This is a genomic window from Paenibacillus luteus (genome assembly GCF_006542765.1).
Taxonomy (GTDB): Bacteria; Bacillota; Bacilli; order Paenibacillales; family Paenibacillaceae; genus Pristimantibacillus; species Pristimantibacillus luteus.
Genome location: NZ_SKCD01000013.1, coordinates 15,005 through 36,198, shown reverse-complemented (window position 1 = coordinate 36,198; position 21,194 = coordinate 15,005). Strand labels below are relative to the sequence as shown.

Genomic DNA, 21,194 nt, shown 5'->3' with positions numbered 1-21,194 from the left:
CCTGCTGCCTGAGAGCGGACGGCTGGCGCCGTGCTTCACAGTTGGATATTGGGCAAAAAGCCGTCCCCATACGCCTTTTTGGCGCATAGGGTCAGCTATCGTACGTTCCTGCTTATTTGGCTTGCTTCAAATATTCATTATGGCGCTTAACCATATTGGCCGTGGTCTGGTCTGCGTTCTGATTGCCCAAGAAAAATTTCTCGTATTCCTGCGTAATCAAATCCGTAACCTCTTGCGGCAGCTCGCGGACATGCGTTGGCGTCTCGTCTTCGAACAACACGTACATCAGAGATTCTTTGTCGTAAGTGTCTCCTTTGTCGCCAAGCAGGTTCGCCACCATTTCGTCTTGATCGGCTGCATTCGAGGCAGGCAAGCGGCCACCGGCAGCCATTGGCGCCATTCCGCCATCGGCATACCATTTTAGAAATTCCCAAGCTTCCTTCGTATACGAGGATTTTGCATTGATCGAGATGTAATCCCCTAAGCCCCCGCGAGGGATATAATCCGCCTGATTCTCTACGAGACGAGGGACAGGTGCGAATGCAATCTTGAAGTCACGCGGGAAATCGGTGAAATTATTGGAGCTTCTCAGCAGCCAGGCACCGATGTTCAGCATTGGAGATTCTCCGGCAAGAAACACATTTTCAACCGGAATTTTCGATGTAATCTGCTCGCCAAGCGGCGGCGTCGTCTGATCTAGCGTCATCATTCCGCCAAGCGTCTCCAGCCATTTCTTCACAGAAGGCGAATCGAGGTTCGATGTGCCGTCCGCTTTAACGTAACCTTCCTTAGTCAGAGCCGCGTCAATCGGATCAAGGAATGGCTCCAAATGCTGGACCATACCGTAGCCACTAGCGGGCTTTAACGTTTTGGCATACTCTCTTGCCTGCTCCCATGTCCAATCCTTTGGAACCGGAAGGCCCGCCGCATCCAGCGCATCCTTGTTCAAAGCGACGAAGAAAGCGCTCCTTGTCGTTGGGACGCCGTAAAATTTACCGTTGACCTGCCAGCCTTCCGCGTTGCTGCCCATCTTCTCCAAAATATTGTAGTCGGTAAAGGCGCTCAAATCGAGCGCGACGCCGGCATCAATACGCTTTTGGGTTTGGGTCAGCGTATAGTTCACGAACAGGTCCACGTTTTGCCCAGTCAGCAAAGCCGTATCCAGCTTTAAGTTGCCATCGTCGTCATTGACGAAACGCACATATTCCACCTGAATTTCCGGATGCTCCTTATTCCAAGCATCGACAACAGCCTGCGGGCCCGACTCCGGCGGCACCCCGCCCCACATCATCAGCTTGACTGGTGCGGAAGGCTTATCCGTTCCCGCTGTCTGCCCGCCTTCCGTTTTATTGCCACCCGCTCCGCTGTTACCGCTTGAGCAAGCGCCCAGCATACTGATCAGAACGATGAACACGAGTGAAAGCGTTATCCATTTACTAGTTTTCAATGCTTTGACCTCCCGTTTGTATATTCGATTTAGGTTGCACACTTAGAATAGCAAGCCGGAGGTCGATCCTTTAAGGAACAAATCGTTTGAATTCATGGAACAGATATTTGTAAAACAAAACAATGGCCAGCATCGCTTTGAACGGTTTTGTTCTATCCCTTGCGGAATTGGCTGGGCGTTGTCCCCGTAATCCGCTTAAATATTTTGATAAAATAATTATCGTTCATAAACCCTACGCGTTCTCCTATTTCATTGACGGTCAAGTCCGTCCGCATCAAAAAATCCTTCGCTTTGTGGATGCGGAACTCATGCAAATAACTAATCAAGGTCTGTCCCATTTTTTTCTTAAACAGCGCACTGACATAATTCTCACCCATCATGACGTAGTGGGCAAGAGATTTGACCGTAATATCCTGAGCGTAATGTCCCTCAATATACGTCAAAATCTTTTGAACCTCGGGGTGCGCTGAGCGTTCTGGCTGACTTGGCAACTGAGGCGTTGAGGCTTCCTTAGCTCTGCTGGATTTCATTAATTCAGCGTTGATCTTGTGAAGCGTCTCTCTAAGATCCTTCACGCTCATCGAGAGCTTCAATATATAGTTGGACGCGCCGTATTCCATCGCTTGACGCATATACTCGAAATCCCCCATGCAGGTGAGCATGACGAACTTGGAGGAGCACCCGGCCTGACGGGCTTCCTTCAGCAGCTCGATGCCATCCATTCGGGGCATAATGATATCGGTAAGAACAAGATCGGGAGGGTCTTCCTTGATCATAGAGAGCGCTTCCATCCCATCTCCCGCTTCACCAGCTAGGATGAAGCCCATCTCTTCCCACCGAATGATTTCACGAATGGATTCCCGAACAAAAACCTCATCCTCCACAAGCAGAACCTTCCACACTGGCGCTCCCCCCCTTTTGCCCCCATTATAGCATCCTCCTCCAGGGACGCGCAGCAAAAGAGAAAAATGTATGGTTTTGTTCCACCCGCGGATGATGAGGGTTTATGAATGCGTAGATTTGTTCTATTGCTTGCGCGTTCTAATCCTTATGCTCCTCCAGACCTCCCGCGTCCATCTCGGACTTCGCTTCCTCGGGCAGCTTTTTCGAGGCGCTTGGCACCTGTCTCCTCTTCTCGTTCACTTCCTCGGAAGAACAGATGACGATGCTCGCCTGCCCTCCGCTTGCATAAGCGCGGATCAGGACGGGCTCGCTGTAATTATTTTGAAATACAAAATCAGGCCCATCCCAGCTAACCGTCGCATCGCGTCCATGCGGTACATACTTAACGTTGCGGCTGTGCGTATAGCGCTGAACGATTTGCAGGCCCGCACGGTCAGCCGCATTAAAGAGCGTGGATGATATTTGGCAGATGCCCCCGCCTATGTCCTCGGACATTTCTCCTCTTACAATTACAGGTGCACGCAAATATCCCTTTTCTGTCGTCCGTTTGCCAACGACTTCATTGAAAGAAAACTTGTCGCCGGGAAAGACGACATAGTTATTAATGGCTTTGGCCGCCAAGCTGACGTTATGAGAGCGGTTTTTGTTATTCGGGTTGTAATATGTAGCATAATGGCCGATCCGCTTACCTTTTATCGTTGACAGCAGCTCACTGTCTACTTTGGCATACGTCGTTGTTAGCGGAGTTTCGAGACGGAAGAAGCCTCCTTCAAAAACAAAACGATGAAATTGAACCGTAAATGCGTCTCGGTCAAGCTTTCGTCCCGTTTGTTCCGAGACGATTCGGCCATATCCATCTAGCGCTGCATTAACGGGGAGTTTCAGCACTCTTTTGCCAAGCTCGTCCATAAAGACCTCAAGCTTATCCGGATCAATAAGAGGCACGCCAGCATTGGAATCGCTATAATGCGACCGGCTCATTTCGAATAGCTCCTGACCTTCATGCTCGATAATCAAAGGATCAGGATAGTGACCTTGCTGGAACAAAATTAAAATGGCTATAACCCATTGCAGCCCCATAATCGCTAATCTCCCCCTTACGGTAATCTGCAGAGTAGTATGAGGCATTTTGGCGGAATCCATGCAATTTGGGACCCTGTACATAAAAGGCAACGATGATGTTGAACATAATAACAAACGACTACGGATGGAGGGTGGCTTATGAACCGTCTAGCAAAGAAAATGACAGCCACACTCCTGCTGTTTCTGTTGATGCTGCTCCTCTTGCAGCCTCAGCTTTTATCCGCACAAGCGGCATCGATAACGCAAAAACCGAATAAAGCAGATATAAAAAAGGAACAAACCCAGATCATCATGACTGTCCGCACTTCGCCGAATGCCGCTTTTATTAGTGAAATTGCCTTAGCGAGCCGTGAAATGAATGATGCTCTTCGCGAATCCAAGCAAGTACAAGCTTCTGCATCGGACTATTACTACGATGTAGATATTGTGCTGCAGGAGCCAGATGGAGCAAAGCATTTGCGATTGGAGCATACGGGCAACCTTTGGAATGCCGCGTACGGCACAAGAACAGTATTGTCCACAAAAGCCGCAAACCGCCTTCTTCATCTGGCAGACGGACTGCGCGCGCAGCATTATGGGAAGCTCGTTTCTTGGCAGGAGTCGGGGCAATTGCTGCCTAACAAAAGCATTTTTTCAGTGACGGAGCTCGACTCAGGTTTAACCTTTCAGGTTCAGCGAAGAGCAGGCAGCGATCACGCCGACGTGCAGCCGCTCACGAAAGAAGACACACGCATCATGAAACAAATTTACGAAGGCAAATGGAGCTGGAAACGAAAAGCCGTACTCATCCATTCCAATGATACATGGATTGCCGCCTCCATGAACGGCATGCCGCATGGCGGAGACGGCATTCCGGAGAATGGCTTCTCGGGCCATTTTTGCATTCATTTCCAAGGAAGCTCTACTCACAAATCCGATAGCCCGGACCCGGCTCACCAAATTATGGTCCATAAAGCCGCAGGACAAGTAAACCCCTATTTGGATTCTGCCGCACCGATGGTGCTTGCCAAAACCTTTATTGAAATTTTGTATCATCAAGACACGGAGCTGCTGCGGCTGCTCGGAGAAGAATTGCCTCAGGATAAGCTCGCAGCATTAGAAAGCTTCATGGGATCGCTTGTCTCCATCAGGGAACAAGTTCCGCAAAAAGGAAAGCGCGCAGAGCCCGAGATGGAGCTAGGCAGCGCCCTTGTAGCAGAAATTAACCTGCCGGTCTCGATCCATCAATTAAACGAACCGCGCCGCAACGGTTATTACCGCTTCTTATTCAAACGGGAATCCACAAACTCGCCATGGCGCATTCAGGACATAACTACAGGCTGACCAATTATAAAAATACTAATCATAAAAATCCCCATAACCGTTCAGCTCCTATGTTTCGGATCTGACTGGCTATGGGGAAGTTTCACTTCATGATTTACTCCTGCTTGCTCAAAATCGAATAGATGACTTTCGCTGCCTGCGCTCTTGTCGAGAGGCCATCCGGAACGAAAGATTGATTGGTCATCCCGTTCAGAATACCTGCAGCCTGCATAGCTTGCACAGCATTGACAGCATAATCCGCTATCGCTGCTTGATCGGCAAAAACTTCTCCACCGCTTCCTGCCAGCGTAATATTTGCAATTGCTGCAGCACGGTGGGCCATGACGGCCATATCCTGACGCGTAATGAAGTCGTTGACTCCGAAGGTCCCGTCTGATTTCCCTTTCACGATGCCGAGCCGCTCAGCCGCAGCAATCGGACCGGCATACCAAGCCCCTTGCTGGACATCGGTGAAGCTGCTTGATGCTTCATTCTCTTCCAAATCCAGCGCTAGCATGAGCATTTTTACAAATGCTGCCCTGGTCACCTGGACATTCGGACGGAAGCTTCCATCCTCGTACCCTTCGATCACATGACGTGCAGCCAAAGCCTCGATAGGGTCTATTGCCCATGCCGCTAGTTGCAAATCTACGAATTGCGGAGCAGCATGCTGGCTCGCATAGTAGCTGAAATGATTCGTTTTGAAGGTAACTAAGCCTGCCTTCGCATCATATTTCGCATTTCGAACCACTTCCAGCTTGCCATCATCCGAGATGTAATAAACAACGACATTGCCAGCCTTCTCGCCTGATTTCAGCACATAAGGAAGCGTGACTTCAACCGCATGCTTACCACCTGAGAATTGGCTTATTTGTTGACCTCCAACCATGAGCTGAAAATCATATACAGCCGCATCGTCGACTTGCTTGCGCACCTCGTCAGATAAAGCGGAAGCCTCGACGCGCTGCACGGTTAGCTTCCAATCGCCAGAAGCTGCACCTGCCGCTGCTTGCAGCGCCTCTGCAGAGAAGGTGAATGTGGCGGAGCCTGTTTCGAGCGATAAACGCAATGGCGCCTTCGCAGCAAGACTCGCGATGGCTGCCCCCGGAATGCTGATCTCCATCTCTTGGACGGTATCAGCAGCGTTTATCTTAATAACAACTAACTGGTTGCTCGCTGCTTGAATGGCTTGTTGAAGCTTAGCGGCATCGACTGCCGCGCTTACTTTACCGTTCGCAGTGATGGCTGCGACAGTCACTATATTGCTCGCTGGCGGCGGTGTCGCCGATGATGGCGAGCCTGGCGTTGCAGCTGGCGACGGCGTTGGCGACGGTGTCGCTGCTGCTGTCTCCGACGGCGTTGGCGACGGTGTCGCTGCTGCTGTCTCCGACGGCGCTGGCGACGGTGTCGCTGCTGGTGTCTCCGACGGCGCTGGCGACGGTGTCGCTGTTGGCGTCTCGGACGGCGTCGGCGACGGTGTCGCTGTTGGCGTCTCGGACGGCGCTGGCGACGGTGTCGCTGTTGGCTCGGACGGTGTAGGCGTTGGCGTCGTAACCGCCTCGGCCGTAATCGTAATTAGCTTCTCCCCTTTGACGTGTGAGCCGTCAATAGCCGTTGCCGTGACTTTGACTTCCCCTTCCGTTAAGGCATGAAGCACCCCGTCCAATCCAATCGTTGCCAGCTGAGTTTGGCTGCCATCCACATTTGTTACGGACCAGGCTACCGTTTTATTTACAGTAGTATCCCCAGAGATTTCCGCAGTAAATTGCAGTGTGCTGCCAATCGCTATGGAATCCGCATTGCCAGCTGTCTTTACCGTAATTGCAGCAACGAGAGGACGAACATAACTGATGCTTGGCGCTGCCGGCATCGCCATGCCGTGGCCCAGGAAGAAGCTCGGGTGCGGCGGCTGGTTGTAGCTGACATTTTGCCAAGCAACCCCAAGGCGGTAAATCGGATCATGCATCAGCGTGCGAATGCGATAATTCGTTTCATCTACCGTTGAATAAATTCTAAACTCCGTGCTGTCCTCTGAACGCCACATCACTTCCTCGCGCCAGTCCCCGAACAAGTCCGCCTGCAGGCTGGAGTTCGCTTTGGTCGAATTATTCGTAGCTGATCCCACGGCTGTAAGCAAGTTGACCGTTTTGTTATTTTCGTAATCCCACTTATCAATACGGTTGTAATCCTGCAGTTCCCGCAGCAGGTCACCGTCCCACCATACGCCAAAATTGGTTGAGCTCGGAATGCTGGACGTAATTTTTTCGCCTTTCACGCTGTATAATCCAGTCACCTGGATATGCTCGGCGTTTACAATGTTTGCGCTCCACATTTCCTCACCGGGGTAACGGGGATCAAGATCTGCGGACATCCCGCGCCCCGTATCCACGCCCGTATGGACTCCCCAAATGATTTCTCCCGTACGCGCATCCTTCAGATCCATGCCATACGGGGAATCAGAGTGCTCCTGCACGGCAAAAATTTCAAGGCCAGGGCGCTCCGGATCCAGATCGCCAAAATGCATCGCATCACCATGGCCCAGCCCTGTGTTATACAGCGGCTTGCCATTATCATCGATCCCCATCGCGCCAAAATGAATCTCGTCCTTGCCGTCGCCATCGGAATCGCCTACCGATAAATTATGGTTTCCTTGACCCGCATAGGAGCCATAACCCTCTTCATTCGAGTCAAACACCCATCTTTTCGTAAGCTGCCCATCCCGGTAATCGTAGGCTGCCAGCACGGTGCGCGTGTAATACCCTCTGCTGAAAATCAAGCTCGGATGCTCGCCGTCGAGATAGGCTACTGCTGCCAGAAAACGGTCTACGCGGTTGCCGTAAGCATCTCCCCATGCAGCAACGTCACCGCGCGGCGGGTCATAATCGGTTGTCACCAGCGCTTTGCCTGTCGCTCCTTCAAATACAGTCAGATATTCGTTGCCAAGCAAAATGTATCCTGTGCTGTTCCGATAGTCCTTGCTTGGATCGCCAATAGCTTTGCCTGTTCCATCAATGGTGCCATCGGCTGTCTTGAACGTTACTTCCGCACGTCCGTCGCCGTCGAGATCGTAAACCATAAACTGTGTGTAGTGCGCGCCCGCTCTAATGTTCGGGCCGAGATTAATGCGCCACAGCCGTGTACCGTCAAGCTTGTAGGCGTCCATATATACAACGCCAGTGTAACCCGCTTGTGAATTGTCCTTGCTGTTCGATGGTGACCACAGCATCACAATCTCGTACTGTCCATCGCCATCGAGATCGCCAACGCTAGCATCGCCAGCCGAATACGTATACGGCTGACCGTCCTTCGTATAGTCATCTGCCGGTTTCTGCAGCGGCACTGATTTGTATTGCTTTTGCCATACGCCGAAGCTGCTTGTTGCCGCTTGCTCGACGCCGTTCAAAACCGACTTAATCTGATACGAAGAAGAATCGGTCCCTGCAGCATCCACATAGTTCGTGCTCGCCGTAATTAAAGCGCCGTTCAGCTTCACACCGTCACGGTACACGTTGAAGCCGATTTCCTCCGGATCAAGCCCCAGCATGCGCCAGCCGATATAGTTGCCGCTCTCCGCTTTAATCGCTACTGGCGACCGATCCAAATATTCCATCGCGCGTACAAGTGTCGTCACCGCCTGCGTCTCCAAATAGCTGGATGGCTCGGAGATGCCGCCCTCGTTTACGGAAGCGACTTTGTAGAAATACGGAATGGTTGTCAGTACTGTTGTATCGGTATACGCGGCTATCGGCGTTTTTCCGATTAACACATACGCTCCATCCGCTTTTTCTGAGCGGTAAATATTGTACATTCTCCCCTGCGAGACCGCATTCCATGAGAAGCTAATCTCATTTTTGTGAATCGCAGTAAGTGCGAGTCCTTCTGGGATAGCTGCTTTCGCAACATCCGGGTCGATCATGGATACGCTAAGCGCATTGGAAGCTACCGATTCAAAGCCGGTATTGTCTATCGCTGTTACGGAATAGATGTACTCCAGGCCGACATCCGCAGACGTATCCGTAAAGGACGTCGCAGTCGTCTGGCCAAGCAGCTCGGCGCTTGCAGCGACCGTCGCTTTGCGGTAAACCTTATATTTTACCGCTTCCGCAACTCCTGTCCAAGTAAGCTCCGCCTTGACCGGATTGCCGGCCAAATCCAGATCGCTCAGCTCGAGCTGTGTCGGCGCCAGCATTAATGGCGTAATCTCCACACCGTTCAAATGCGCTGTCTGGCCGCTCAAGATCATATTCAGCTGGCCATCCTTCACAGCGATCATATTGAAGACCCGCTCGGCAATGTTTTCTTTGCCTGAGGCAATCGTCCCTTGGTCCTTTCCTTCAATGACAATATTCGTTCTGGTCGAGCCGATCCAGTCTCCCGTGTAGGTTTTGACTGAATAATAGCCGTTTGGCAAATCTACTTTGAATTCATAGCTTTGCCCAAAATAGGCCACAAAGTCACGTCTCAGCGCATCTGTGGCAGAACCTCGGTCGCGGTCGATCATGCCAGTGCTGTCCGTAATGCCGTAACCCCGCTCTGGCGTATAGATCGTATTACGCGTGACTTCGTTATACCCTTCGGCTACTGCGCTGCCGACTGGACCAAAATCATATTTGTAAACGGCTGCCTTCGTCTTCATGTAAACGGCATTGGACGGGGAGGATTCCCCTTTCCCATTTACGGCCGTGACGTGTACGTAATAACTGTCGCCTTCCACTAATCCGCCCATATTAAGCGTCGGAATCGTTGAGGTGCCGATCATCGCATATGCGCTGTCGGGCTCGGAGGAGAGCTTGCGATATATTTTGTAAATATCGGCAGATGCCGTTTCATCCCATTTGAGCAGCGCTCCCGCGTTGCTGATGCTTCCTGCAATTAAGCCTGTCGGCTTAGCCGGCACTTCGGCAGGCACTTCAATCTCCTTCACGGACTGCGCCAGCGGCAAGTCAAGCTCTTTAATTCCTCCGGAGAGAAGCCTTGCCAGCTGAATGGCGCCATACTCCTGGAAATGCGTATCATCCGCAGAGCCCGTCGGGAACGCTCCATATACGCCAGCAGGCGTGTGTAAGAACACGGATAGCGTCGCAGCAGGGCCAATGGAATCGTAATAGGCAATGCTCAGCGTGCTAAGGTCAACCAAATCTACATCAAGCTCCTGGGCGACTTCCTTCATCGCCTGTACGTACTCAGGGAAGCTGACGTTAAATTTCCCAGTCTCAGCGTTAAAGCTGCGTCTGCCCATCGGCGTAACGAGAATCGGTGTCGCACCACGCTGCCTTGCACCGTTAATGTACGTCTTTAAATATTTTTTGTAATCGGCCGGAGCCGCATAGCGGTCCGGTACGCTGATCGTGGCATCATTATGGCCGAATTGCACAAGGAAATAATCCCCCGGCTTAATCGCTCTTAAAATTTCATCGAGCCGCCCCTCGGATATAAAGTTTTTTGTACTGCGGCCACCGATGGCGTGGTTTTTGAAGATGACGTTATCGGTGAAAAATCTTGGAATCATCTGTCCCCAGCCCGCTTGCGGGATCCAGTAAGCATCATAGGTTTGAACGGTAGAATCCCCCGCCAGATACAGCGTTGGCAGCTCGCCTGCTGTACGGGACGCTTTCTTGGTGATGACAAGCGCATTAATTTTTGGCGCAGTACCTGTGAACTGGAGATTCATCTGACCGTCGACTAAAGCGATATCGAAGCTCATTTCCAAATAAGCGCCTGCAGGCCTTGGCGCATTCCCATCCAGCCGCTTCACCTTCTCCATGCTCTCCACTGTAATGGAGATATCGGTGATATCATTCGCATCTCCGGCAATCAGAGACACCGTGTAATCTCCGTTCGGAAGATCTACGTTAAAGGCGGTATCTTGCACAATGCTGAAATCCGAGCGCAGCGCATCTGATGTGCCGCGGTCGATGAAGCTTACTTTGGCCGGGTCAGTGAAGCCATATTTCCGCTCCGGAGTATAGGCAACAGCCGAGGTAATGGCCAGATAACCATCCTCTGCTGCTCCCTTACCGAAATCGAAGCGCTTCACATCCCCCTCTGGCAGCGTAACCGGCGGCACGTATACCACACTTACCGCGTAATCCGAGAAGTCTGATGAACCCTGCCCGTTAAACGCTTTTATTTTGTAATATTGCGGCACTCCCGTGTTAGCTGTTGCATCGGTAAATGACAATACTGCTACTATGCCGATTTCAGCAAAGGTACCGTCTGCCGCATCCGCACGGAATATTTTATATTCCGCTGCCCCCGCTGCCGCTTGCCAGGCGAGTACCGTCGAAGCGGCATTCACTTCCGTTATGGCTAGTCCTGTAGGCACAGCTGGTGTCTGCGGAGTTGGAATAGAGGCTGCATCGCTGGCCGCGCTGAGCGCGGACTGCTGACCGAACGCATTAACGCCAGAAACATAATAATGATAGCTGTTTCCAACGCCGACAGTCGTATCGGTGTAGCTGCTCGCACTGATCTGCTCAGCGATCGGGTTGCTAGGCTCCCCGCTGCCAGTTACACGGTAAACGTTGTAATACAGCGCGCCCGGTACCGGCATCCATTGCAGCGATACACCGTCTGCACTAATGTTCGTCAGTATAAGCCCTTCCGGCGCTGAAGGGAGAACTTGCTCAATGATCACCCCGTTCAAAATACTAAACGTTGCATCGCCTGTCAGTACAATATTCAATTGCCCATCCGTAACGGCTGTATCGTAGCTTTTGCTCTCAACCGCCCTTCTGGAATTGATCGGATCCTTCACCACATTCTCGATGGTCACTTTTGTTTTGTAGGTAGAGGTCGTTTGCAGCAAATCTCCTGAATAGAGCGTTACTTTGTAGTTGCCAATAGGTAGATCAGTTGAAAAGGTAAATGGCGTGCTGTTTCCTCCCAATACAAAATCGTTCAACAGATGATCGGTTGACTCGGCCCCGCGATAGCGTGAAGCGAGGTTTTGATCTAGGCCGTAGCCCAGCTCACTCGTATACAGGGTCGTACCTGTAATTCCAATAAATCCATCCGCTACAGGTCCTCCCGTGCTGCCTGCCGGTGCAGGTGCCGCGCCAAAGTCGAACTTCCATACCTGCGGCTCCGCAATGGACGCCGCCTTCGCTTGTTGGACTGGCAAACCTGCCAATACGGTGTATACGACCATAAATACTGCCAATGCCAAAGACATACTTCGTTTCATTCGGTTACTCATACCTCATGTGGTCCCCTTCCATGATTGAGATAATATAAGTGGCAAATGCTCCTGATACTGCTTAGTAAGCAGGTACAAGAAATATTTCCCTCTTATATAGTAACCTTAAAAAGAATGCGCTTACATTACAAAAAACCATACGCTTTGTTCAAAATTCCGTGTTATTCTCAAATTTGTTATGCCTGATGCTGGTATTCATCTGAATAGGAAAGGTATGCGTGCTTACATTGGGACGTTAGCGAGATTGAGAGACTTTCATAGAAACATAGACAACTCCACCGTTTACAAATTCAATGCATATTCAAAGAATAGATTTCCAACCTTTCCCACTCTCATTCCGATATAATGAAACAAACCGTTCACATTGAGCTCACACTCCGCCTTGTACATGCAATTGTCAAACATGCTATAATTATGTGTACATTTACCTAGCTAGCCTAGTCATTGAGAATTAATAGAGCTATACGGGTGACGTTCGAAAGGGGGAGATAAAGATGTTCGCAAAGCGTCTTAAGCAGCTGCGAAAAAAGAGGAAACTAACCATGCAGGAAGTAGCCGACTACTTAGGGGTTGCCAAAAGTACATATGCGGGGTACGAATCGGGATACAGACAGCCAACGATTGAATCGATTCAGACGATCTCGCGCAAGCTGCGCACATCTGCCGACTATCTTCTGGGGCTTACCGACTATCCGGAGCCGCCGATCGAGCTTAACCATAATGCAAAAGAATATTTGAACTATGAACAGCTTCATTGGGACGGGGTCCCTCTGGAAAGGGACGATCTGGAGCTGATCCGCAGCTTGCTCGAACGCGTGCTCCGTGACCGTACCCTGCCAAAGGAAGAATAAACTAACCGCCCATTAATGTCAGCAGCTTCGCTTCGAAATTCCCTTGAAGCTGCAGCATTAAAGCGCTGAACTTCTGTTCCCAGCCTTCCGTAATGTCTGAATCCACTTCGTCTTTTTCAGCTCGATCAATGATTCCCTCGAACTTTGCCGTACAGGCAGACTCCGCATTCGTCAGCCCATCGATCCATTTTTGATTCAGCTCTTGGAATGCATACGGATCTGTCATATCAAGCTCCTTGATGCTCGTATCGGCTCCCGCAAGCACCTCATTCATATCCTGCGTACACTTCGCCTGAACCTGGATAATCTCCTGCTCGTATTTCGCAGACGCCTCAACTGGAGGCGGGGTTACGGTAACTTCTGGTACTTCTGGCGTTGGTTTGGTGACAGTACCTGCGTCTGTACCTTTGCCCGGCTTTGTCCCCGTACCTTGATTAGGCTTCACTGGAGTAGTTGGCTTCGAGGTCTGAACCGGATTGGGCTCATTATCCGCTGCCACAGGCTTATCCGTCGTCGCCGCTTCGGGAATCGTCGCTCCTTTTCCTTCTTCCGCAGGTGGTTCCGTTGCCTGATCAACAGGCTTGGCGGCCTGGTCCGTTGCTGCCGGCTTCACGGCTCCTGCCGGGCTTGTGCTCTCTGGAATATTCGTTTCAACCCCATCAGCCTGCAGCTCTGCATACTGGTTAAGCGCTGCCCCATCTGCACTTACGACAAGCGATTGGTTCGAGGATTCCTTCCAATACAGCCCACCCCATGCAAACACCAAAATAACCGCAAGCGAGCCTAAAATAATGTTGATCGTATCCGGTTTTTGAAAGCGGGGACGCCTTTTTCTTCGTACATGCTGTTGACTCATTTGAGGCTGATACCACCTTCCAATTTGAATAAAAAGAAGCCAGCCCCCTTACTCCTGAGAGAGTAGGAAGACTGGCCGGCACCCTAAGAGCGCATAATTTCGGTAATAATCGTGGTCAGCAATTTGTTGACCTTGCTTTTCGTTTCGTTAATCGCTTTGTTTTTCAATGCATTGGTCGCATTCACTTTGTTAATGGCATCGACCGCTTCATTTCTAGCCTGCACCACCTCGACAATTAATTGCGCCTTTTGCTCATCGTCTGTGGCTGCTTTCAGCTTTTTCTTCATGTCAGCCAGCTGCGCATCCAAAGCCTCAGCGATTTTTTTCAGCTCTGCCTTCGGATCAACCTCGACATCACCGTTCTTAATCGTGATCTCTTGCTGGAAAACAATCTTGGCCGAACCGCCGTATGGATTCATCAGGGTCGCCTGAATGACGGCAGTTCCTTCCGCGACTTTTTTCGGAATGGTTACTTTACCCTTCCAGTCTACCGTTACGTCCTTGCTTCCCGATACTTTTTCCCATCTCAGCAGAGTTGAAGGAAGATTGGTGCCAAACAGCTTCAAGGTGTATTCATGCTGCCTGCCGTTTGCCGTAACCTTTACCGTGGATACAACCTCTGAGCGAATATAAGCGACGGTCAGCGCATTGATCGCTTTCTCGTCATGCTTCAGCTTAACCTGAAAGTTCAGGACAGCTGAGCGGACATCCGCTGGCTTGACGCCTAGATTAGAAAGTGCCTCGCTAAGCGCATAGTCGTCTTTGGCAGCCAAAACCTTGCCCATTGCTTCGGTTAAAACAGCATTAATCTTCTCTTTGTTGCCCAGTAATAAAGCCAATTCATTCGGCTTCATATCCGAGATGATATCGCGTACCGTTCCTTCAACGCCTAAGCGCTCATCGCCGTCTCCAAACAAGAGAACAAGGAAATCGTCCATGGTCAGATCCGTGACTCCACCGGCTGCCGCTATCGTCTTCAGCGTCGCGCGGAACTCCGGATTTGTACGAATGGCCTCCAGCGCCTTTGCCTGCGGATCATATTGTATTGCCCCTACGGCCTGAATGATGCGGAACAAGCTTTTCTTCAGCTCTGCCTGATCGACCGTTGCCGGCAGATTGGCCGCTATTTTCTTCCAGACCGGATCGATCAATGCTTGATCCTTCGCAAAATCCAGCTTGGCCAGCTCATCCCGCAAGTTGCGAACATCCTGTACGTCTGCCGGATCGCCAGCAAGCAAGGATGCATGAAGCTTATTCATTCTCTCCAGGAATTGCTCCGCCGGGAAATGGTCTCCCTCTCCACTGGTAGCTTTCAAGGTCACCGCTTTCTCGAAAATAACCTTGGCTGAACCCCCGTAAGGATTAATAAAGGTGGCCTGAATGATAGCCGATCCCGTTGCTGCGCCTCTCGACAGCGTCACGGAACCATTGGCTGCTACCAACACATCGTCGCTGCCGGATACCTTGCTCCAGCGCAGCGCCAGCGCGGGCACCTCAATGCCGAATACCTTCAAGCTGAACTTTTGCTCACGGCCATTCTCGCTCACGACGACCGTCTCGTTCGATTCAGAACGCAACAGCGCAATCATCAGCGCACTTGCGGCTGGCCCTTCTTTTTTCAGCTTCGTTTGGAAGTTGACTACGGTAGCCGCTACCTCCTTAGTGGTTACGCCCAGACTGCCTAGCAGCGAGCTAACCTTGTAGCTTCCATTTTCAGCAAGCAGCTTCTCTGTTGCCTGGAGCAGCATGGCTGATAAAGCTTGCTGGTCTCCAAGCAGACGCAAGAGTTCAGTGGAAGACAAGCCCGCAAGCTGCTTTCTAATCGTTCCTTCTACGCCCAAATGAGTGCTTCCGTTCCCGAATAGGAAGAGCAGTAAATCATCGACAACAAAGCCCGCTTCTCCCCCGACAGCACCAAGCGCCTTCATTGCCGCCTTGTATTCAGGGTTCGCGCGAAATGCTTCGAGAGCTGCAGATGGCTTTGTACTATAAGGGATTGAAGCCGCTTCTTTGAGCATAGCGAATAGGCTGGCCTTAATTTTGGCTTGATCGGCTGTAGGCGGAAGTTTAGCGGCGAGCTTATTCCAGATCGGATCGATTAAGGCTTGATCCTTCGCAAAATCCAGCTGTGCTATTTCCTCTTGCAAAGCTCTTACCGCAGCGATATCGCCAGGATCTCCGGCAGCAAGCGCCGATTGAAGCTTATTCAGACGCTCTAGGAAAGGAGCAGCAGGAAATTCGGTTTCCTGTGCACCAGCTGCTGTTAACGTCACTTCTTGCTCGTAGATTACTTTTGCTGCGCCCCCGTAAGGGTTCACAAGCTTTGCCTGAATGACAGCCGTACCGCCTGCAGCATTATCCGGAATCGTCACGACACCGGTTGGCAGCACCGTCACGCTAGAATCGCCGGACACCTTCGACCACTGCAGTACCGCGGGCAAAATATATACACCGAACACATTCAGGCTGTATGTATGCACACGCCCGTCATCATTTATTTTCACGCTAGCTTTAGCTGCTGAACGAATGTACGCCACCGTCATGGCGCTGATGGCCGGCTCATCCTTCTTCAGCTTCACTTGGAAGTTTTGCACCGTCGAGCGGACATCCTGCGCCGTGATGCCCAAGTTTTTCAAGATGGAGCTGAACTTGTACGTTCCTGTTTCACCCAGCAGCTTCTCCGTCGCTTGCAGAAGAACCGCAGTAATGCCTTGTTTGTCGCCAAGCAGTTGAATAATTTCGACTGGGGACTTGCTTGCTAGCAAAGCTCCGATTGTTCCTTCCACGCCTTTTGCACTGCCGCCATCGCCAAACATAAAGATGAGAAAATCATCCAGCCTGATATTCTCATCGCCGCCTGCGGCTGCTATGGTCTTCAGCGTTGCGCGAAATTCGGAATTCGTGCGAATGGCCTCTAAATCTGAAGCTTGAGGATCATAGCGGAAGGAGCCAACCGCTTTAACGAGTCGGAAAAGGCTCGCTTTCAGCTCTGCTTGGTCGACCGATTCCGGCAGCTTCGCACTGATTTTGTTCCAGATCGGATCAATAAGCTGCTGGTTCGCGGCTTCATCCAGACTCGCAATTTCGTCCCGCAAGTCTCTAACCTCTTGCATATCCTTCGGATCACCCGCTGCGAGCGCGGCGTATAGACCTTTCATGCGTTCCAAGAATACGCTAGACGGCAATTCGCCATCCGCCGCATACACGGATTGACTGATTCCCAGCTTCTCCACCAGCCCTTTCTGGCTAAGCGGAAGCCCTCCTAACGAAGCGCTGAGCATGGAAAGCGCTATTGCGGATAAAGTCACTTTTTTTCTAAACGTCATCTCGTTCACCTCTGGTCATAAGTTTGAGTTAAAATTGCAAAACGGGCATTTGCTGCTTTACGCCTTGATTTAAACTAGGACGGCCGACAGAATAATAGACAAACTCGGTTCCAAGCAGATCTTTCTCATCGAACACGTTGCGGCCGTCAATGAGAATCGGACTTTTAAGCGCCTTCTGTAATTGGCCCAGATCAATTTTTGAAAATTCCTCCCACTCCGTCAGCAAGCATACCGCGTCCGCTCCGCTGGCTGTAGCCATTGCTTCCGTACACCATTCCACACCATTAATTTCATAGATTGCTCTAAAATTGTCCATGGCAATAGGATCATAGGCTTTGACCCTTACGCCGTTATCGACCAAATGCTGAATGATTTCCGCTGCTGGCGAATCTCGTACGTCATCGGTATTCGGCTTGAAGGCAAGACCCCAGATCGCGATCGTCTTGCCATGCAGCTCACCGCCAAAAATCGTCTCTAGCTTGCGGATAACGTTGAAGCGCTGGTCCTGATTGACTTCCACGACCGAGCGCAGCAGCTTGAATTCGTAGTCGACATGACCAGCGATTTGAATGAGCGCGCTCGTATCTTTAGGGAAGCAGGAGCCTCCATAGCCGATGCCCGCTTTCAAGAAGGACGGGCCGATTCGTTTGTCGTAGCCCATCCCCTCCGCAACCTTCGTCACGTCTGCGCCAACCTTCTCGCAAATATTAGCGATTTCGTTGATAAAAGAAATTTTCGTAGCTAGGAAAGCATTGGACGCATACTTGATCATTTCCGCGCTGCGGATGTCCGTGACAACGATTTGTTCAGTCAAAGGGATATGCAGGATCCTCATGATATCTGCCGCGCTATTTGAGTTGGCACCGATAATTATCCGGTCCGGGTGCAGCGTATCCTGAATCGCTGAGCCCTCTCTGAGAAACTCCGGCAGCGAAATGCTGTCGAAGCGTTCGTTCGTATGGGAGCCGATCAGTTCCGCTAGCCGTTCGTTGGTCCCGACCGGCACGGTGCTTTTGACTGCTATAATTTTGTAGCCGTTCATCGCTTCCGCGATTTCAATAGCTGCTTGATTTATATAGGAAAGATTCGCTTCGCCGTTTGGCAGCGGCGGCGTGCCTACTGCCAATATAATAATGTCCGACTGGCGCACCGCACTTGGCAAGTCCGTCGTGAACGTCAGCATTCCGGCTGCACGATTGGACGCTGCCAGCTCCTTTAGCCCTGGCTCGTAGATCGGAATGCCGCCAGCATTCAAGGTCTCAATTTTGCGTGGATCCTTATCCACACAGATGACACGATTGCCAAGCTCGGCATAGCAAATGCCCGATACGAGACCGACATAGCCTGTTCCTATAACCGTAATATTCATGCTAATCGCTCCTTCATCGAATGATTTCGTTATACCGTGCATAGTTGCAAAATTTCATTCCAATCAAAGGCAAGCCGAACAATGTCCTCTTCAATAAGCTCGGTTCCCGTCTGAATTTCAATAATGTCCATTTCCGTTTCGGCGCGCAGGCTGTGCAGGCTCTCCTTCGAAATCGTCAGAACATCGCCTGCTTTTACGATGAAGCTTTGGCCGTTTAGCACCATGACGCCCTCGCCTGCTACCACCGTCCATACCTCATCCCGAAGCTGATGGTACTGGTAACTTAAATTCCGCCCCGGCGCCACGCATATCCGCTTTGTCAGCACTTCCTTGCCATCGGGATATTTCAAGTAATCCAGTACCCGGTAACGCCCCCATCGCCGCTCCTCGTACATCGGCCGCTGATCCGAATGCTTCATGACCTCCTTGATCAAGGGACTCGATGCTTTGTCCGACACCAAAATTCCATCGGGGCTTGCAGCAACGATGACATTGGATACGTTGAGCAGCGTGATCGGAATATCCAGCTCATTGATGACATGTGTATTGACCGAGCCGTTGGTAATGATTCCTTTGCCGATCAGCGGCGTTTCAATCTCCTCGGTCAGCGTGTTCCACGTACCAAGATCCTTCCAATCCCCCTCGTAAGGAAGCGCAACGATATGATTGGATTTCTCAACGATCTCATAGTCAAAGCTGTTTTTCGGCAGCTTGCCGTATTGCTTCAGCATCTCGTCATATTGAATAGGAAGCTCATTGGCAATCAGAATATTGATGATAAAATCCAGCTTGAATGCAAAAACCCCGCAGTTCCAAAGCGCAGCCTGCTCAATCATGGCTACCGCTTCTTCTTCACGGGGTTTTTCTCTAAAGCTGTGTACATTAACGTAGTTTTCGTCTGTTTGTGAGCCCGGCTCCGGTACGATATAGCCGTATTTCTCGGATGGATAGGTCGGCTTGACGCCCATTAGGGCGAGATCCGCGCCCGATTCGTTCAGTACCTGCTCGAGCTCCTTCGTCTTCTCGAAGAAAGATTCCTCTACATACGGATCAACCGGCATCACGACCACTGCCTCATTCAGGCCCACGCCCTGCACGGAGTACAAATAAGTTGCCGCCAGTGCGATAGCAGGGAACGTATCCCGACGCTCCGGCTCCACAATAACCTCGATCTCGCTTCCAAGCTGGCTGTGGATCATATCTACCTGCGGCTTGCTTGTTGCGATGATGGAATGCTCGCTCAGACCCGCTTTCGCAATCTGCCCCCACACTCGCTGAACCATCGATTCCCGCTCACCGTCCGCATTTTTGAGCACCTTCAAAAACTGCTTGGAGCGCGACTCGTTCGACAACGGCCAAAGGCGCTTGCCCGAGCCCCCTGATAAAAGAACAATTTTCATTCTGATTCCTCCTAAAAAGTTTTTGTGGAGCTTTACTTCGTGGAGATTCTTCGTAACAAAAACTTTGCTGTTTCGTAATCAAGTGAATAACAATTTTCAGTTTGATCGCTGCGCGAGTAGATCATTCTTACGATCGCGGTTGCAGCCAGATTCTTTGAATTCATTAGACATGTAAAGGTAAGAATCCGACTGCAAAGGCGAACACTTCGTTTCTCCAGAACGATCTGCTCGCTTCGCTTTCACTTCAAACTAGTAATTCTATTAAAATAACGTTCCATCAACGCTTCGCTTCTTTAAAACTAGTCAGCGCCACACGAATCTTGTAGTTTAACGGGAAAAGCTCCCGTTAATTCGTCTAACTCGATTCAACTATTTAACTTAACGGGATTTTCTCCCGCTAATTCGGCCAAATTAACGGTAGTTTTTCCCACTAATCAGGTTACTTATCAATATTTCGGCACATTAACGGGAGTTTTTCCTATTCGTTCATGACGTCCGGTTAATCTGAACCCTACTTTTTCATCACTAACTGAGCCGATTTAATGCTGCTCGTCCAGGTGTTGTAGTAGTTGGAGTTTTTGCCGTATGAGTTGTCGAGCAGCGTGTTCGGCTTGTCCATCAGGCAGGATAGGATATGTCCGTGCAGCCTCGAGGTTTGGACGACGCGGTAGCCGCTAAAGCGCTTGACCGCCTTGTCCACCAGATAGTCGGAATATTTGCCCCAGATCGCCTGCATCGGAAGCGGCACGCCGCTTTTCATCATCATTTGGCCGATCATCTTGATCGACTTCCGCTCCACTTTGTTGTACAGAGAGGCCCAGTCCAAGTAATCCCCGCGCCCCGCCGATTCGAAGCTTTCCTGCTCGCTCGTCTTCTCGATATCGGTACGAAAGAAGCACAGCAGCTCCTTGCCAGGAGCGCTCTTCGGCAGGATCGGCCACAGCTGGTGGGCCATGTCAGGCGACAAATAGACGCAGCATCGATCAAATTTTTGAGCAGCCACACCATAGGTTAGAGTGTCCCTCACGAAGAGGTGAACGTCCTTATGCCCGTTGAATATACGCGCCGTCCGGTCGTATTCCGCCTCGCTCTTGAAGAAGATCGTTTGCGGCAGCAGCACGATGCGGTGATGCGGATAGTCCATGACGATTTTTTCCCGCAGCTTCTGGTGCACCGGATACAAATCGCCGAAATTGCCGCCGCCCTGCAGAACGATCACCTGATCCTTCGGGATGCTCAGCTTGTCCGGAAAATCAAGAACGCTGTAACGCGCCGTCACGCGGATATGATTATCTTTGAAGAACGCCTCCGCCCCCTTCATGATCAGCAGATCGCCGCCGTTGTTGTACACGGGATAATCGATATAATAAATGCTTGAGCCTGGCGGGATCACCTTCAAAATTTGGAGGAGCTGCTTCTTCAAACCCTCCATCGGGTGTACATTCGATTCCACTAGCAT

11 protein-coding genes are annotated in these 21,194 nt (G+C 50.9%); 2 read left to right on the top strand and 9 right to left on the bottom strand.

Annotated features, from left to right (window positions below; translation table 11 throughout):
* Nucleotides 1-112: 112 nt before the first annotated feature.
* The 3 genes from E0496_RS12170 to E0496_RS12160 form a co-directional block, all read right to left on the bottom strand.
* The gene (locus E0496_RS12170) at nucleotides 113-1,447 is read right to left on the bottom strand and encodes an ABC transporter substrate-binding protein (RefSeq protein WP_241674747.1); all 1,335 of its coding nucleotides are present in this window, start codon (nucleotides 1,445-1,447) and stop codon (nucleotides 113-115) included.
* A 152-nt stretch (nucleotides 1,448-1,599) separates the two neighbouring features.
* Complete coding sequence (locus E0496_RS12165) at nucleotides 1,600-2,349, bottom strand: response regulator (RefSeq protein ID WP_141501970.1); 750 nt, start codon at nucleotides 2,347-2,349, stop codon at nucleotides 1,600-1,602.
* Nucleotides 2,350-2,488: 139 nt separating this feature from the next.
* On the bottom strand, nucleotides 2,489-3,430 hold the full coding sequence (locus E0496_RS12160) for a VanW family protein (protein WP_141501969.1): 942 nt from the start codon (nucleotides 3,428-3,430) through the stop codon (nucleotides 2,489-2,491).
* Nucleotides 3,431-3,571: 141 nt separating this feature from the next.
* On the opposite strand from E0496_RS12160, the gene E0496_RS12155 reads away from it, so the two are divergent.
* Nucleotides 3,572-4,756, top strand: coding sequence for a hypothetical protein (locus E0496_RS12155; RefSeq protein WP_141501968.1), 1,185 nt, complete (start codon nucleotides 3,572-3,574; stop codon nucleotides 4,754-4,756).
* Nucleotides 4,757-4,850: 94 nt separating this feature from the next.
* Here E0496_RS12155 and E0496_RS36865 read toward each other — a convergent pair whose 3' ends face one another.
* Nucleotides 4,851-11,933: a rhamnogalacturonan lyase family protein gene (locus E0496_RS36865; protein ID WP_141501967.1), complete on the bottom strand. Its 7,083-nt coding sequence runs from the start codon at nucleotides 11,931-11,933 to the stop codon at nucleotides 4,851-4,853.
* Nucleotides 11,934-12,427: 494 nt separating this feature from the next.
* Between E0496_RS36865 and E0496_RS12145 the strand changes: the two genes are divergently transcribed.
* Complete coding sequence (locus E0496_RS12145) at nucleotides 12,428-12,784, top strand: helix-turn-helix domain-containing protein (protein ID WP_141501966.1); 357 nt, start codon at nucleotides 12,428-12,430, stop codon at nucleotides 12,782-12,784.
* A gap of 1 nt (nucleotide 12,785) precedes the next feature.
* On the opposite strand, the gene E0496_RS12140 is transcribed toward E0496_RS12145, so the two are convergent.
* The 5 genes from E0496_RS12140 to E0496_RS12120 form a co-directional block, all read right to left on the bottom strand.
* Complete coding sequence (locus tag E0496_RS12140; protein ID WP_141501965.1) at nucleotides 12,786-13,640, bottom strand: hypothetical protein; 855 nt, start codon at nucleotides 13,638-13,640, stop codon at nucleotides 12,786-12,788.
* A gap of 83 nt (nucleotides 13,641-13,723) precedes the next feature.
* Nucleotides 13,724-16,966, bottom strand: a complete 3,243-nt coding sequence (locus E0496_RS12135; protein WP_141501964.1) for a hypothetical protein — start codon at nucleotides 16,964-16,966, stop codon at nucleotides 13,724-13,726.
* Nucleotides 16,967-16,994: 28 nt separating this feature from the next.
* Nucleotides 16,995-18,335, bottom strand: coding sequence for a UDP-glucose dehydrogenase family protein (locus E0496_RS12130; protein ID WP_141501963.1), 1,341 nt, complete (start codon nucleotides 18,333-18,335; stop codon nucleotides 16,995-16,997).
* A gap of 29 nt (nucleotides 18,336-18,364) precedes the next feature.
* On the bottom strand, nucleotides 18,365-19,735 hold the full coding sequence (locus tag E0496_RS12125; protein WP_141501962.1) for a sugar phosphate nucleotidyltransferase: 1,371 nt from the start codon (nucleotides 19,733-19,735) through the stop codon (nucleotides 18,365-18,367).
* Between the two features lie 511 nt (nucleotides 19,736-20,246).
* Complete coding sequence (locus E0496_RS12120; protein ID WP_141501961.1) at nucleotides 20,247-21,194, bottom strand: polysaccharide pyruvyl transferase family protein; 948 nt, start codon at nucleotides 21,192-21,194, stop codon at nucleotides 20,247-20,249.

What these genes read in the sequence shown, in the direction of transcription:
- E0496_RS12160 (WP_141501969.1), bottom strand. Translation starts at nt 3,430, where the DNA reads ATGGGGCTGCAATGGGTTATAGCCATTTTAATTTTGTTCCAGCAAGGT.
- E0496_RS12155 (WP_141501968.1), top strand. Translation starts at nt 3,572, where the DNA reads ATGAACCGTCTAGCAAAGAAAATGACAGCCACACTCCTGCTGTTTCTG.
- E0496_RS36865 (WP_141501967.1), bottom strand. Translation starts at nt 11,933, where the DNA reads ATGAGTAACCGAATGAAACGAAGTATGTCTTTGGCATTGGCAGTATTT.
- E0496_RS12145 (WP_141501966.1), top strand. Translation starts at nt 12,428, where the DNA reads ATGTTCGCAAAGCGTCTTAAGCAGCTGCGAAAAAAGAGGAAACTAACC.
- E0496_RS12140 (WP_141501965.1), bottom strand. Translation starts at nt 13,640, where the DNA reads ATGAGTCAACAGCATGTACGAAGAAAAAGGCGTCCCCGCTTTCAAAAA.
- E0496_RS12135 (WP_141501964.1), bottom strand. Translation starts at nt 16,966, where the DNA reads ATGACGTTTAGAAAAAAAGTGACTTTATCCGCAATAGCGCTTTCCATG.
- E0496_RS12130 (WP_141501963.1), bottom strand. Translation starts at nt 18,335, where the DNA reads ATGAATATTACGGTTATAGGAACAGGCTATGTCGGTCTCGTATCGGGC.
- E0496_RS12125 (WP_141501962.1), bottom strand. Translation starts at nt 19,735, where the DNA reads ATGAAAATTGTTCTTTTATCAGGGGGCTCGGGCAAGCGCCTTTGGCCG.
- E0496_RS12120 (WP_141501961.1), bottom strand. Translation starts at nt 21,194, where the DNA reads ATGCTAGTGGAATCGAATGTACACCCGATGGAGGGTTTGAAGAAGCAG.